General features: G+C 60.4%; 12 protein-coding genes and 1 tRNA gene. 12 read left to right on the forward strand and 1 reads right to left on the reverse strand.

Features of this window, described 5'->3' with window-relative positions:
* Positions 1-95 precede the first annotated feature (95 nt).
* The 6 genes from fdhE (at position 96) to U5A57_RS10525 (ending at position 7,760) form a co-directional block, all read left to right on the forward strand.
* Positions 96-1,028, forward strand: coding sequence for a formate dehydrogenase accessory protein FdhE (gene fdhE, locus U5A57_RS10500; protein ID WP_321910575.1), 933 nt, complete (start codon positions 96-98; stop codon positions 1,026-1,028).
* A 16-nt stretch (positions 1,029-1,044) separates the two neighbouring features.
* Complete coding sequence (selA, locus tag U5A57_RS10505) at positions 1,045-2,511, forward strand: L-seryl-tRNA(Sec) selenium transferase (RefSeq protein ID WP_321910577.1); 1,467 nt, start codon at positions 1,045-1,047, stop codon at positions 2,509-2,511.
* Positions 2,508-4,436, forward strand: a complete 1,929-nt coding sequence (selB, locus tag U5A57_RS10510) for a selenocysteine-specific translation elongation factor (RefSeq protein ID WP_321910578.1) — start codon at positions 2,508-2,510, stop codon at positions 4,434-4,436. Before selA ends, selB begins: the two co-directional genes overlap by 4 nt.
* Positions 4,437-4,490: 54 nt before the next feature.
* Positions 4,491-4,586 (forward strand) — tRNA-Sec (locus tag U5A57_RS10515).
* Between the two features lie 745 nt (positions 4,587-5,331).
* Entirely contained in the window at positions 5,332-7,335 is a 2,004-nt protein-coding gene (locus U5A57_RS10520; protein ID WP_321910580.1) for a SpoIIE family protein phosphatase, read from the forward strand.
* Between the two features lie 2 nt (positions 7,336-7,337).
* Positions 7,338-7,760, forward strand: a complete 423-nt coding sequence (locus U5A57_RS10525; RefSeq protein ID WP_321910582.1) for an ATP-binding protein — start codon at positions 7,338-7,340, stop codon at positions 7,758-7,760.
* 63 nt (positions 7,761-7,823) lie between these two features.
* On the opposite strand, the gene U5A57_RS10530 is transcribed toward U5A57_RS10525, so the two are convergent.
* On the reverse strand, positions 7,824-8,168 hold the full coding sequence (locus U5A57_RS10530; RefSeq protein WP_321910584.1) for an STAS domain-containing protein: 345 nt from the start codon (positions 8,166-8,168) through the stop codon (positions 7,824-7,826).
* Between the two features lie 1,088 nt (positions 8,169-9,256).
* Between U5A57_RS10530 and tssB the strand changes: the two genes are divergently transcribed.
* The 6 genes from tssB to tssG all read left to right on the forward strand — a co-directional run bounded on the left by tssB (position 9,257) and on the right by tssG (position 15,164).
* A complete protein-coding gene (gene tssB / locus U5A57_RS10535) occupies positions 9,257-9,751 on the forward strand; it encodes a type VI secretion system contractile sheath small subunit (RefSeq protein ID WP_321910586.1) in 495 nt (164 codons plus the stop codon).
* Between the two features lie 37 nt (positions 9,752-9,788).
* Positions 9,789-11,276, forward strand: a complete 1,488-nt coding sequence (tssC, locus tag U5A57_RS10540) for a type VI secretion system contractile sheath large subunit (protein ID WP_321910588.1) — start codon at positions 9,789-9,791, stop codon at positions 11,274-11,276.
* A 240-nt stretch (positions 11,277-11,516) separates the two neighbouring features.
* Positions 11,517-12,005, forward strand: coding sequence for an Hcp family type VI secretion system effector (locus U5A57_RS10545; protein WP_321910590.1), 489 nt, complete (start codon positions 11,517-11,519; stop codon positions 12,003-12,005).
* Positions 12,006-12,028: 23 nt separating this feature from the next.
* On the forward strand, positions 12,029-12,442 hold the full coding sequence (tssE, locus tag U5A57_RS10550; RefSeq protein ID WP_321910591.1) for a type VI secretion system baseplate subunit TssE: 414 nt from the start codon (positions 12,029-12,031) through the stop codon (positions 12,440-12,442).
* A 50-nt stretch (positions 12,443-12,492) separates the two neighbouring features.
* Positions 12,493-14,217 carry a type VI secretion system baseplate subunit TssF gene (tssF, locus tag U5A57_RS10555; protein WP_321910593.1) on the forward strand — a complete coding sequence of 575 codons (1,725 nt, stop codon included), beginning with the start codon at positions 12,493-12,495 and terminating at the stop codon, positions 14,215-14,217.
* On the forward strand, positions 14,214-15,164 hold the full coding sequence (gene tssG, locus U5A57_RS10560; RefSeq protein WP_321910595.1) for a type VI secretion system baseplate subunit TssG: 951 nt from the start codon (positions 14,214-14,216) through the stop codon (positions 15,162-15,164). Before tssF ends, tssG begins: the two co-directional genes overlap by 4 nt.
* The last annotated feature ends 67 nt before the right edge of the window (positions 15,165-15,231 follow it).

Genomic DNA, 15,231 nt, shown 5'->3' on the forward strand with positions numbered 1-15,231 from the left:
CCGTCAAGGCGGGGGTGGCGCGAGCGGCAAACCGCCGGCGCCCGCAAGGGCACGGCGGTTTTTTCTTGGTGAAGCCGTTCTGGAGCAGACCCGTCGTGACGCAACGCATTCTCGACCCGCAGCAAATCGAATCGCTCGACCCAACGGCCATTCCGCGCATCCGTCTGCCCGAGCGCTTCGCCTTTTTCAGCACGCGCGCCGTGCGCCTGCGGCATCTCGCGGATCACAATCCGATTGGCGGCTATGTGCGATTGATGGCGGCGCTCGTCGACGCGCAGCAGGAGGCGCTCGAACAGTGCAGCGCGCCCATGCCTTCTCGCGACGCCATTGCGAACGCGCAGCATCATTGCATGCCGATTCTGCCGGCGCTTTCGGGCGAGCGTGATCCGCAATGGCGCGCGGTGCTATACCGTCTCGCCGATCGCGTTGAAGCCGCGGGCGCCGTCGCGCCCGCGCTCGCAAAAGTGCTCGCTGAGTTGCGCGCCATGAATGACGCGCAACTCGACGCCCAGGCCGACGCAATTCTCGCGCAGCGCTACACCGAAGTCGCACCTGCCACCGCGCCGTTCATCATGGCCGCGCTGCAGGTGCTGTGGACCGACCTCGCGAGCCGCATCGACGTGCGGGACATTCCTTATGTCGACACACCGGGCGTTTGCCCCGTGTGCGGCTCGCCGCCCGTTGCCAGCATCGTGCGCATTGGCGGCGCGTATCAGGGCTATCGGTATGTGCAATGCGGCCTGTGCGGCACCGAGGTGCACGTGGTGCGCGTGAAGTGCACCAACTGCGACTCGACCAAGGGCATTGCGTATCACGGTATCGAAGGCGGCAATGCCGCACTCAAGGCCGAATCGTGCGACGAGTGCCAGACGTACCGCAAGATCGGCTATCAGGAGAAGGATCTCGACTTCGAGCCGCTCGCCGACGACCTCGCGAGCCTCACGCTCGATTTGCTGATGAGCGACGCGGGCTACCGCCGCGCGAGCCCGAATCCGCTGCTATGGCCCGAAGTGCCTGCCGATCAGTAAAGGAGTCGCGCACACCATGAGTGAAACCGTGGGACAAGCAGCGGAGCACGATGCACGCACCCTCAATGCGCTGCTCGCAACCATGCCGGCGGTCGAGCGGGTGATTGCCTCGGAGCAGGCGCAGCCGCTGATCGCACAATACGGACGCACCCAGGTGCTGGATGCGATACGCGCCACGCAGGACGCCTGGCGTCTTGACGCACGAGCCAGCGTATTGACGAATAAAGACAAGGACACCGAACCGTTTTCGCTAGAGCGCATCATCGCGGCCACCTCGCGACGGCTAACCGAACGCACGCAAAGCCGCCTGCGCCCGGTCTTCAATCTTACGGGCACGGTGCTCCACACGAATCTCGGCCGCGCACTGCTCCCCGACGAAGCTGTAAAGGCCGTCGTGCAGGCGCTCACGCAACCCGCGAACCTGGAATTCGATCTCGCGAGCGGCAAGCGCGGCGACCGCGACGATCTGATCGACTCGCTCATCTGTGAACTGACGGGCGCCGAGGCCGCGACTGTCGTCAACAACAACGCCGCGGCGGTGCTGTTGCTGTTGAGCGCGCTCGCCAATCGCAAGGAGGTCGTCGTTTCGCGTGGCGAACTGGTCGAGATTGGCGGTGCGTTTCGCATTCCCGACATCATGAGCCGGGCGGGCGCACGGCTGCGCGAGATCGGCACGACGAACCGGACGCATCTCAAGGACTATGAAGCAGCGATCAACGCGCGCACGGCGCTGCTGATGAAGGTGCATTGCAGTAACTATGCGATCAGCGGTTTTACGAAAAGCGTCGAACTCGATGAACTCGCGCCGCTGGCGCGGCAGCATGGCTTGCCGATAGCGGTCGACCTGGGCAGCGGGACGCTCGTCGATCTCGCACAGTGGGGCTTGCCCGCCGAGCCCACCGTGCGCGCGACCGTGGAAGCGGGCGCGGACCTCGTGACCTTTAGCGGCGACAAACTGCTGGGCGGCCCTCAGGCGGGGCTGATCGTCGGACGCAAAGAGCTTATTGCGAAGATCAAGAAGCATCCGCTCAAGCGCGCGTTGCGGGTGGGCAAGCTCACGCTCGCCGCGCTCGAACCGGTTTTGAGGCTCTATCAGGCGCCTGAATTCTTGCAGGAGCGGCTGACTACGCTGCGCCTGCTCACACGTCCCGCCGCGCAAATGCAGGAGGCCGCGCAGCGCGCGCTGCCCGCGCTGCAGCGTGCGGTTGGCGACGCGTATGCCGCGAGCGTCGAGCCGATGTTCAGCCAGATCGGCAGCGGCGCGTTGCCCGTGGACGTGCTGCCGAGCAGCGGGCTCGTCGTGCGCCATGCGGGCAAGGGCGGCAGCGGCCGCGCGCTGCTCAAGCTCGAACGCGCCTTGCGCGAACTGCCTCGGCCCATGATCGGCCGCATTGCCGACGACGCCCTGCATCTGGACCTGCGCTGCCTCGAACCGGCGGACGAAGCGGCGTTCGTTGCGCAACTCGCGGAGCTGCGCCTGTGATCGTCGGCACGGCGGGGCACATCGACCACGGCAAGACCACGCTGGTCCGCGCCTTGACCGGCGTCGACACCGACCGCCTGAAGGAAGAGAAGGCGCGCGGCATTTCGATCGAGCTGGGTTACGCGTACCTGCCGCTCGCCAATGGCGACGTGCTTGGCTTCATCGACGTGCCTGGCCACGAAAAGCTCGTGCATACGATGGCGGCGGGTGCATGCGGCATCGACTTCGCCTTGCTCGTGATTGCCGCCGACGACGGCGTGATGCCGCAAACGCGCGAGCATCTCGCCATTCTGCAACTGCTGGGTGTGCAGCAAGGCGCCATTGCGTTGACCAAGGTAGATCGCGTGGAGGCGGCGCGGCTCGACGCCGTGCGTGCAGAAATCGCTGCATGGCTCGCTAACACGATGCTTGCGAGCGCACCGGTCTTCGAGACGAACGCAACGCAGGCGCATGACGAAGGCGTCGCGCGCCTCGACGCCTGGCTGCGCGAGCGCGCGAGTACGTGGCGCGCGCGACGAGACGATGGCCTTTTTCGCCTGGCGGTGGATCGCGTCTTTACGCTGGCGGGCCAAGGGACGGTGGTGACGGGCACGGTATTCGCCGGGTGCGTACGAGCCGGCGACACGCTCATGCTTGCACCCGCCGGCACGCCCGCGCGCGTACGTGGCCTGCACGCGCAGAATCGTGCGGTCCACGCTGGCGACGCGGGTCACGCCGGCCAGCGTTGCGCACTCAATCTCGCGGGCATCGACAAAGAACAGATCACGCGCGGCGACTGGATCGTCGATGCGCGTCTCGCTGAGCCCGCCATGCGGCTCGACGTCGAACTGCGCTTGCTCGACGACGCAGACGTGACGTTGCAGCACTGGTCGCCGCTTCATGTGCACCTGGGCACGACGCATCGTGTTGCAAACGTCGCGCTGCTCGAAGGCGAAACGCTCGCACCGGGTGCAGTCGCCCGCGTGCAACTCGTTTTCGACGCACCGTTGCACGCGTTGCCGGGAGATCGGTTTATTGTTCGCAACGCGCAGGCAAACCACACCATAGGTGGCGGCCGCGTGCTCGATCCATTCGGCCCGTCGCGCCGGCGCAGAACGGCAGAACGACGCGCATGGCTCGACGCGTTGCGCATGTGGCTCGACGAAGCGAACCTCGCGCCGCTAATCGAAGAAGCGCCGCGCGGCATTGCGCGCGCGACGTTGGTACGGTTGACCGGCTACGACGATGCCGCGCTGGCATTGCCCGCCGATGCGATTTCAATCGCACCGCAAGGGCGCGACGACGAAGGCGCGGTGATCGCGCGTGCGCACTGGGTGAAGCTCGCCGAGCGCATTGATGAAGCACTCGGCGAGTTTCATGCGCGCTCGCCCGACGAACAGGGGCCGGACGCGGCGCGTTTGCGGCGCATGGCGGCGCCGCTAGTGAGCGATGCGGTGTGGCGCGCCGCGATCGAAGCGCTCGAACGCGAGGGGCGCGTGGCGCGCAGTGGCCCGTGGCTGCATTTGCCTTCGCATGCGGTGACGCTCGACGCCGACGACGAAGCGCTCGCGGCACGCCTCATGCCTTTGCTTGCGCAAGGGCGTTTCGATCCGCCGTGGGTGCGGGACCTCGCGCGCGAGACGGGTCAGCCGGAGGAGAAGGTGCGTGCGTTGCTGCGCAAGCTCGCACGCCTTGGTGTGGTGTATCAGGTCGTGCGCGATCTCTTTTACGATCGGGACGTGGTGCAGACGCTCGCTCGCGCCGTGGCGCAGATTGCGGCGGAGCAGGGCGGCGCCGTCAACGCTGCGGCGTTTCGCGACGCCACGGCGTTGGGCCGCAAACGGGCGATCCAGATTCTGGAGTACTTCGACCGCGTTGGATATACTCGCTTTCAGCGCGACACGCATCTGTTACGGCACGATAGCCGGATGCGAGAGTGGTTGTAGGCACATCGATGTGTGCTTTCGATTGCAGTTGCGGTTGCGGTTGGGTTCGACGAAGGAAGGCATTCGTATCCGGTGGTACGGCCAGGCTTCAAACCTGGTTGGGGGCGTCAGCCGCTCCCGGGTCGGTTCGACTCCGGCTGCCTTCCGCCAGTTCACGCTGTGGGTCCTAAAGCTGCTCGCCATTCACGGTGATACCTGAGGGCGGCTATGGTCGAATTGTGAGCATAGCTCGCACGTTAGGTTCCAGTGTCCTGTAGTCGTTCCAACAGCAGGATTCTCGTTCGCTCAAGACAGATCGTGGCCACATTGAGGCGGCCGTTCGCAAAATCCACCAAACGTCTTCAGGAAGTCACCGTGGGCAGGGCGGCTATGCCACGGCCGAAAGCTCGTTTTCGGCAAACGCCGCTATCAATGCAAGAATACTTATTGCAATAGCTCCGTTATATGTCGATTTACGGGAAACCTGGACCATGCGCGCTCCGGAGTGGGACCTTTGGGAGGGGTTTGCAGCGCAGAGAGCTTTACGTCGGGATGAGCAATTCGCGCACGCTATTGGTGGCCACTTGAAACAGTTGCCACCGCAGAGCCAGCATTAACTTAAACCAGCCAGCCTCCATGATTCCCGGGGCGGTTCAGTTGCGCTGGCGCAGGCGTAATGCCGCCGAGGCGGCAAGACGAATTCTTTAGGGCCGACTTCTGAGACGCACGGTAAAGACTATATAGAGGCGGTCTGATACCGTCGTTTTTTCTGTGCAGTGAAAGTTCACACGATTTCGCGCTTCACGACGCGAAACGAACCTATATAGAAGCCTGCGAGAATCACGGAGTCAGCGAAAGTGAGGTCGGATGGAAACGGTTTATCGGATGCGTGGTACGTGAGCGAGTAGCAGGACATATGGTCGACCTTACAGCTGTGCTATTCAAGCGCTACAACCGTGTTATGTGGGGCACGTTTGTCGGCGTTCTCCTCGTTGCTTGTGCACTCGTCTATTTTCGGTTCAAGCTGATACTTGGCGCGGAAACGGCAAGCTTGGTGCAAAGCGTGCAGGAGCAAGCCGTCGTGCTCGATGCGATAGTCAAAAGCAACGCTGACGCAGTCAACGAGATGCGTATTCACGCGCAGAGCTGGTATCGTCTGCATCCGGAGGGGGCGCGGCCTTCCCAGTTGCGGCGGGCGCTTCAGCCTTGCCCCGACTCGGGCCGCGTGTGCCTCGACCGTTTGCCGCCACCCTGGACGACAGCAGATGCCGGAAACCTTACCGGTCTGATAGATTCGCCCGCGCCGCCGCTCGACAAGGAGCTCGAAATGGCGTTGAGTCTGAATGACGTATTCAAGGCGATCAAGGCGAACCTGGCGGGTGTGACGTGGGCCTACTACTCATCCAGGCGCCGCTTCAGCAACGCGTATCCGTGGGCCTCGTCAAAAGAATTCTTTTACACCGATACGGCGGCACAGCGTGAGTTTCTGGACAGCGTCGAACGCGCTCCCGATCCCAAGCGAGCCGTGGTGTGGTCGCCCGCGTACCTGGACCAGGCGGGGCGGGGGGTGATGATCACGGCTTCGGCCGGCGTCTATGGGGACGGCGCCTTTCTCGGCGCAGTCTCGATAGATGTCACGCTGAATTGGCTTAATCAATTCCTGCGGAATTGGCGCAGCCCGTTCGGGACACTGTTCATCATCAACGACCGCGGGCAACTGATCGCGCATCCAACGCTGGTCCATGATGGCGCGCTCGGGGTCGAGTCAGCGGCCGTGGCCTTTCCACGTTCTCTGGCGCAAGACATGAACGCGACGCTGGAAGCGTCGACCGGACGCCTGGTGCTGCTGCACGGTTATTACGTCGAGACCGTAGCCATCCAGAACTCGCCGTTTCGACTTGTCTTGCTTGCGCCGCAGTGGGCCCTTGTCAGTACGGCGCTGCAAACCGGTTTGCCGAGCATGTTCCTGCTGTTGATCAGCTTGGCCATCATGCTGGTTACTGCAAGCCGGTTTGCGTATCGCGACGTGATCGTTCCCGCGCAAAAGCTCGTGCGCTACATTCAGGATGAACAACGCGGCTCGGTGAAGTCGATTCCGGATATTCCCCGGCCTTGGCGCCCTTGGTTTCTCACCATTCAACATGTCTTCAACGCTCATACGCAACTCGTGTCGATCCAGCAGGAACTGGATGTTGCGCGGCGTATGCAGCAATCCATTGTCCCTACGCGCTTTCCGTCGCGCCCCGATCTGCAGATGTTCGCGCGCATGATTCCGGCAAAAGAGGTGGGCGGCGACTTTTACGATTATTTTTGGCTCTCCGACAACAAGATCGGTATGGTCATCGCGGATGTATCAGGCAAGGGTGTGCCCGCAGCGCTTTTCATGGCAGTGGCGAGAACGCTGCTGCGCGCGATCGCGCCCGGTGCTAGCGGCCCTGCAGCTTGTCTTGCCCTCGCTAACGACCTTTTGAGCCAGGATAATGAAGCGACGATGTTCGTGACGTTGTTTTACGGCATTCTGGATATCCGCACGGGTGAACTCGAATATGCGAATGCGGGCCATAATTCGCCATATGTGATCACCGCGGACGGCAAGGTATCAGCGGTTCAGCGAACGTCAGGTATGGCGCTCGGTGTAATGGATGGTATTGTTTACGAGCAGGGGCGCATGCGGCTGGAGCCCGACTCCACGCTGCTACTCTATACCGACGGTATTACAGAGGCGTTCAATCCGGTCAACGAGCAATACGGCGAGGCACGCCTCGCGTCTTGTCTTACCGGAGGGGAGGAATTGACTGTGGAGGCGTTGCTGAGCCAATTGGTCAATGACGTTGTCGCGTTCGCGATCGACGCGCCTCAGTCTGACGATATTACCTGTTTCGCGGTGCGCTTTGGGGCGATGTCGCTCGTTATGGAGTAGCAGTGAAGCACACATTCGACGCGACTCTCGCCCCTGCCGATCCAGACATCAACGGATTGCTCGATAAACTGCAGCAATTTTTTGCGGACCATAGCCTGCACAGTTCACTAGTGCAGTGCTTTGCGCTTACATTTGACGAACTGATTAGCAATATTGTCATGTACGGTGCTGCGCGCGAGCCCATCCAGGTTCATCTAAGCATCACTGACAGTGAGGTCAGTGCGTGGATAATCGATGACGGTGTGCCGTTCGACCCGTTAAGTTTGCCTGATCCGGACGTGACGAGCGGCGTCGAAGAACGACCTGTCGGCGGCGTTGGCATTTATATCGCCCGGAAAATGATGGACAGGATGACTTATGAGCGCGACGAGCTGCGTAACCGAATCAGCCTTTCAAAGCGCATAGATACGCCGACGCCCGAATGAGGCGAGCAATATTGTCGAGCTCGCTCTCACTTCTGGTCTGGTTGCGGCGAGATTAGCCTTAGCTCAAGCGGTCTGGTTGAAGCGTGAGAGCGCCTGCTCGCGCGTTTCCGCCACATCGAGAATATTGAAGAATCCGCTGATTTCAAAAACTTCCCGTATCGGGTCGCTGATGCCGCAAAGTGCCATCTGGCCGGCCGACTGTTTGAGCCGTTTCGCGGTCACAAGTACGACCCGCAGCCCGGCGCTGGAAATATAGTCCAACTCCCCAAGATCAATCACCAACTGGTTTGTGCCCCGGTTGATGTGCTGCAGGATTTGCGCCTCCGTTTGCTCCGCATTCGTGCTGTTTAGCTTCCCCTGCAAACAGGCTACGAGGACGGTGCCGATCATTTCGAATTGGTTGGCCATTTTAGTCTCAGGTATTGCATTTTAAGATTGAACAGATCAATTTCGACTGCTACACGTCTGAAGCACGTGCTCAAACGGTGGTGTTAAAGTCAGTTTCGCTATTGAATCGTCAGGATTTCTGATAATCATTTACGCTAAAGCGAACGATTGGGCTGAAATCGCTTTCTCTACTGCGGTCGCGCAAGCTCTCCTTCCAGAAAAAAACGAAAAAAGAAGGCGCGGTGCTTATCGGTCGAGAAGCGCACCCGCGAGCGGTTGGCTGCGGGGAGCGAGGCGACATCAACGTGGCTATGGGCAATAGCCCTCGACGATGGTTGCGATGGCCGGTTGGCGGCCCGGGTAGCGTAATGGTCCATTATTTTGACTCCGGCCGTGCGTAACGTGACGCCGCGGGTTGGCCGATTGTATCCGATGCGGGAGCGACTGCAACGCCCACGAAAGTCCGTACGGCGTTTGTAAGCAACGATGGCTTTCCGGGGCGAGTCCTGGCTTGGCCATTTGAGGCGTGATCGCTGAAAAACTGAGACGCACGGTCAAGTGAATTTTTCGGGCCGGTGCTACGATTTTCGCCGATCACGTCCTGCTTATCGGACAGGTTGTGAAAGGCTGGAGGCAGGCGTCAACGCCAGAGGAGAAGCCGTCGAAAGTGGCGGCAAACGAACCTCAACGCTTGAAATCAGCCTCAATGCGACAACCGAAGAAAGCTGAACTCGAGTTGAGATTGTGTTGCTCGAGAAATGATGTGCCAGTACGTTCAGGTGGCATGGTGCGCTTGCGCCGGGTCGAATTTTGGCGGTCTTTCAGGAGGGTATTTGTGACACCTGCAGGACGATTTTTCCCTGGATGACTTGTAAGGACTGTGCGCTGCCCCGCAGAAGGGGGCAATGGCTTCGTTCGGAAGACCGCTGGCGCTTGTCGCAGGCGAAGCTATCCGACCTTGACGCCCACGCACATACAGCGCTCGAACGGCAGATGAGCGATTCCACTAGCGAGCACTGGCTGTAGCAGATTTTTCGCGGAACGTATCAAAAAGATCATAAAGATAGCTTGGGTTTTCAACTTTCGTTGTTTTTGAATTGGGAGTAAGCATGGCATCCGACGGTTCAGTCGCTCCTAAGGAGCGAGTCAATATTGTGTATCGTCCGGCCACCGGCGATGCAAAAGCGGAAGTCGAGTTGCCGCTGAAATTGCTCGTGCTCGGCGACTTCACGTTGCGCGATGACGACACGCCGCTCGAAGAGATGAAGCCGACCAGCGTGGACAAGGACAACTTCAACGAAGTGCTCAAGGGGCAAAAGCTTTCGCTCGATCTCGTGGTGCCGAACCGACTGGAGGCGAACGCCGAGGGGCGCGAACAACTCGCAACGAGTCTGAAGTTCGACTCCATTGACGACTTTTCTCCCGATGCGATCGTCGAGAAGGTGCCGGAATTGCGCCAGATGATCGCTTTGCGCGATGCGCTCAAGGCACTGAAGGGGCCGCTCGGCAACATTCCGGATTTCCGAAAGCGCGTTCAGGAACTGATCGAAGATCAAGGCGTGCGCGCTCGCTTGATGAGCGAACTCGGCATCGAAGACAAGTGACTTTCGTATTTATCGGTGGACGCAGCGGGGACCGCACATGAGTGATTTGGAAAAAGGACCGGGAAGCGCGGTCACGACGGAATCGGAATCAACCGTTTCGCTGCTCGATCAACTGATCGAGTCGGCACGGATCAAGCCAGGCGACGAAGCCTATTCGATTACGCGCCAGGGCATCCAGGCCTTTATTTCGCAACTGCTGGAGCCGAACCTCGCGGTCGAGCGCATCACGCAGGCGACCGTCGACAGCATGATCGCGGACCTCGATCAAAAGCTGTGCGCGCAAGTTGACGCGATTTTGCACCACGCCGACTTTCAGAAGATGGAATCGGCATGGCGTTCGCTGAAGTTCCTGGTGGACCGCACGAACTTTCGCGAGAACGTCAAGATTCAGGTGCTGAGCGTCAGCAAGGGCAAACTGCTCGAAGACTTCGAAGACGCAGCGGACATCACCAAGTCGGGTCTCTACAAGAATCTCTACACCGCTGAATACGGGCAGTTCGGCGGCCAGCCGTTCGGCGCCATCGTGGCGAACTACGAGTTCGGGCCGGGCACGCAGGACGTGAAGTTGCTGCAGTATGCGGCAAATGTCTCTGCCATGAGCCACGCGCCCTTTATCGCAGCAGCGGGGCCGCAATTCTTCGGTGTCGACAGCTATGATCAGCTGCCGAATCTGAAGGATCTTTCATCGATTTTCGAAGGCCCACAGTTCGTCAAGTGGAATGCGTTCCGTGAATCGGAAGATGCCCGCTACGTCGGCCTCACCTTGCCGCACTTTTTGCTGCGCGTGCCCTATGGAGCGGATACGGTACCGGCCAAGAAGTTCAATTACAAGGAAGACGTTTCGGGCGGTAACAGCCAGTTCCTGTGGGGTAACGCGGCCTTTGCGTTCGCTTCGCGCCTGACGGCGAGTTTCGCCGATTACCGCTGGTGCGCAAACGTGATCGGACCTCAAGGCGGTGGCACGGTGGGCGACCTCCCCGTGTACACGTATGAATCGATGGGCGAGTTGCAGAACAAGATTCCGACGGAAGTGCTGATTTCCGAGCGTCGTGAGTTCGAACTGGCGGAGCAGGGTTTTATCGCGCTTACGATGCGTAAGAATAGCGACAATGCGGCATTCTTCTCTGCCAACTCGGCGCAAAAGCCGAAGTTTTTCGGCAATACCAAGGAAGGCAAGGAAGCCGAACTCAATTACAAGCTCAGCACCCAACTGCCCTACATGTTCGTTGTGAGCCGTCTTGCGCACTACATCAAGGTGATCCAGCGCGAGAACATTGGCACGTGGAAAGAGCGCGTCGATCTCGAAGGCGAGCTCAACATGTGGATTCGCCAGTATGTTGCGGATATGGACAATCCCGCGGAGGGAGTGCGCAGCCGCCGTCCGCTGCGTCAGGCGGAGATCGTCGTGGCCGATGTTGAAGGCGATCCGGGCTGGTATCGCGTGGATATGAAAGTGCGTCCTCATTTCAAATACATGGGCGCATCGTTCACGTTGTCCCTGGTGGGCAAGCTGGAAAAAAAGTAGGCGGAAAATTGCCGTGAAACAGGCCATGTTTCATCGATAACGCAACCTGGAAAGACAGCGACAGTCCGGTCGTCGCGTCTTGCAACAGGTGAAACATGAGCCACACGAACAGCAGTTGAGCAAAACCACGGCGGTCGGCTGGCCGCCGTGGCGAAATGGAAGTCAGTGCGAGACGTCGAACGCGACTCGCAGTTCAATTCCGTACCACTAATTATTTACTGCCGTAAAACGGGGATTACTATGCCAATGCCGTGCTATCTCACTCTCGAAGGCCAGAACCAGGGCAAGATCGAGGGCTCGACCAAGGTTCAGGGCCACGAAGGAAAGATTCTCCTCCAGGCCGTCGACCACTCCATCGAAATTCCGAAGAGTCCGCAAACGGGGCTGCCGACCGGCAAGCGTGTTCATCTGCCGATGACGCTGACCAAGGAAATCGACAAGTCCTCGCCCAAGCTGTTTCAGGCGCTGACGTCGGGCGAACAGATGAAGAACGTCACGCTGGAGTTCTATCGCATTTCGCCGAAGGGTACGGAGGAGAAGTACTACACCGTGAAACTGTCGAATGCGATCCTGACCAATATGCGGTCGTGGACGCCGAACTGCCTGTCGCCGGAAAACAAGCAACTGGGTCACATGGAAGATATCTCGTTCACCTACGAGAAGATCACCTGGACGTTCGATCCGGACGGCATCGAAGCCGAAGATTCCTGGCTCGCGCCGAAGTCCTGAACCCAACCTGAGCTGGAGCGACGGTGAGAGAGCAGCGGCTGTTGGAGCGAATCGCGAGGTGGGGCCCGGATCAAGAGCGTACCAACGAAACGAAGGTTGACGCGCTCATTGACTCGGTGATGAGCCACCTCAGCCGTTTGCTCAATACCCGGCAAGGCAGCGTGCCGATCGACCCGCTATTCGGTGTGCCCGACTTCACCAACCTTGCCGGGACGACTTCGATGGGCTCGACGCGCGAGATCGAAGAAGAGATTCGCCGCATGATCGTGCGCTACGAACCCCGTATCAAGTCGCCGCGCGTGACGCTCAATCGCGAGGAAACCGATGTGCTGTCGATCCGTTTCGCTCTCGAGGGCACGCTCGAAGTCGCGGATCGGGAGATTCCGCTGCGTTTGTCGACTACCGTTGGCGCCAACGGCCGCGTCAGTGTCGGCTGATTTCATCCCGTTTGCACTCTGTCTTTTCGATCCAGCTGAAGCAGTCACGCATGTTCAATCGATACTACCAGGATGAGCTGAACAAGCTGAAGGGGCTGGCAGCTGAGTTCGCACGCGCGAATCCGGGCATCGCTCCGATGCTGTCGGGCAGCTCCGCGGACCCCGATGTCGAGCGCCTGCTGGAAGGGGTTGCTTTTCTCACGGGTCTCACGCGCCAGAAGCTGGACGACCAGTTTCCCGAGTTCATCCAGGAACTCACGAATCTGCTGTTTCCGCACTATCTGCGGCCAGTGCCGGCGTCGACCCTGATCGGGTTTTCGGCCAAAGGCCGACGCTCGGGGGCAGCGCGGGTTGCGGCTGGCAGCGAGCTCGCGTCCGTGCCAGTGGACGGCACGTCGTGCCGCTTTCGCACCACCCGCGATCTCGATGTCGAGCCGTTGCAGATCGCCGAAGTGAATCTGTTGAGCCACGCCGGCGCGGCGCCGGTGCTGATGATCGACTTCGAAATGGACGACGGTCTCAGCATCGCGCAGTGGAACGGCGACTCCATCCGTCTGTTCCTGAACGGCGGCTATGTCGCGGCGTCCCGCTTGCTGCTGCTGTTGATGAACCACGTCACTGATGTGCGTATATCGAGCCATGGAGGCGAGCGGATCTCGGTAGGCGCAAAGAGCTTGCGCGCGAGCGGATTCGACACCGAACTGCTCGCCTGGCCGAGTCACGCGATGAGCGGCTACCGCACGATCCAGGAATTCTTCACGCAGCCCGAGAAATGTCTTTTCGTCGATATCGTCGGGCTCAAAAACTGGTCGGCAAATGCGAAAGGCACGAGCTTCAGCATCGTCATGACCCTCGATGCGCTGCATGGGTGGATGCCGGAGATCAACGCCGAAAGCTTTCTGCTCAACGTGGTTCCGGCAATCAACCTGTTCTCGCACGCCGCAGACCCGATCACACACGATCATCGCGTCGCGGAATATCGCGTGAATCCGGAAGGACGGGACCGTCGCCACTTTCAGATCTATTCGGTCGATCAGGTGCTCGGGTATCAGCAGGGCAACGCGCGGGAGCGCGTCTACCAGCCCTTCAGCATGTTCCGCCACGACGGACGCGGCACGCAACTCAGTTATCGAACGACGCAGAAAAGCTCCAACGTCGAGCGGGGCAGCGACGTGTATCTGTCGTTGAACTATCCGCCGTCCGAAACGCCGCTGCCCGAGACGCTGTCGATCCGCGTTACCTGTACGAACCGCTCACTGCCGGAGGGTCTGAAAGCGGGCGACATCAACGTCGCGACCAGCACGTCGCCCGATCGGATGAGTTTCGCCAATATTCGCGCGATCACACCTGCGCAGGATCCGCCGGCGGGTGAAGAGCTGCTGTGGTGCCTGCTTTCGCACGTGTCGCTGAATCTGGCGTCGCTGGCGAACGCCGATAGTTTGCGCAAGCTGCTCGGACTTTATGTATTTGCCGGAACGCAAGGCCAGGAATTGGCGAATCGCCGTCGCATCGAAGGTATCGTCGATGTGGCTGCGACTGCAGAAACGCGTCTCGTGGGCCGTGGCGGAACCCGGCGCGGCCAGCTGATCCGCATTCGTTGCCGGGAGGACCATTACGCCGGGATTGGTGATCTGTATCTCTTTGGCTGCGTGCTCGAACGATTTCTCGGCGACCACGCCGGCATCAATTCGTATACACGCGTCGAGCTCGAAGACACGCTTTCAGGGACCGTATTCAAATGGCCACCGAGACTCGGACAACAAGCGATGCTGTGAAGGCGCTGCTTCTCACCAATGGTGAAAAGTACTCCTACTTTCAGGCGATCCGGCTGCTACGGTTGTACGACCGTCACACGGGGCTTCGTCAGGAGAACCTGCGCATCCGGCCGCGGCTCGCGCTCGGCTTTCCCGAGAACGACATCGATCGCATCGAGCCGACGGCGGAAGGCGGGTATCGCATTACGGCGAACTTCTTCGGCCTGTACGGCGTGGCCTCGCCGCTGCCGACCTATTACACCGAAGATCTGCTCGAAGAGGCGCGCGAGGGTCGTCACGTTACGCGTGAGTTCCTCGACATCGTGCATTACGCGATGTACCCGCTGCTCTTCGACGCGTGGGCGAAGTACCGGGTCGAGCAGCGCGTTGTCGAGGATCGTCACGAGGCGTCGCTCAATCAGTTGTATGCGTTCGTTGGCCTGCACGATCCAGACCTGCGCGCCGATCTGCTGCCGGGGAGCGCGGAGCTGCTGCGCTACGCGGGCCTGTTCAACCAGCGGCCGCGCTCCGCGCTTGGCCTGAAAACGCTGCTTGCCGATGCGTTCGCGCCTGCCCGCGTCGAGGTCGTGTGCGGCGTGATGCGCCCAGTGCCGATTCCCGACGACCAGCGTTGGCGGCTTGGGGAGAGGCAGAGTAGCCTCGGCGAGGACGCCTGGCTCGGCTCCGAGGTCGACGACTACGAAAGCACGATCAGGGTCGAGTTCAGCGATCTGCCGCAAGCGCTATTTCAGCAGATGCTGCCCGGCGGAACCGCGCATGCGCGGCTTGGCTTTTTCACGCGCCACTACCTGACGGATCCGCTCGATGTGGAAGTGGACCTTCAGCTGCGTCGCGACGAAGTGGCCGCTGCGCGCACGGGGCGTGGCCCGTGGTCGCGGCTCGGCTTCGACACCTGGCTCAATCCAGGCGAGGCGGAGCTTGCGACCCGCGTGCAGTACCGCCTTTAAACCGGGCTTCAGACAGGATTCCATTCCCTTTGCTGGCTATTGCTCGAAAGACTAAAAAAAGGACAAA

The organism is Paraburkholderia sp. J11-2 (assembly GCF_905220185.1).
Lineage (GTDB): Bacteria > Pseudomonadota > Gammaproteobacteria > Burkholderiales > Burkholderiaceae > Paraburkholderia.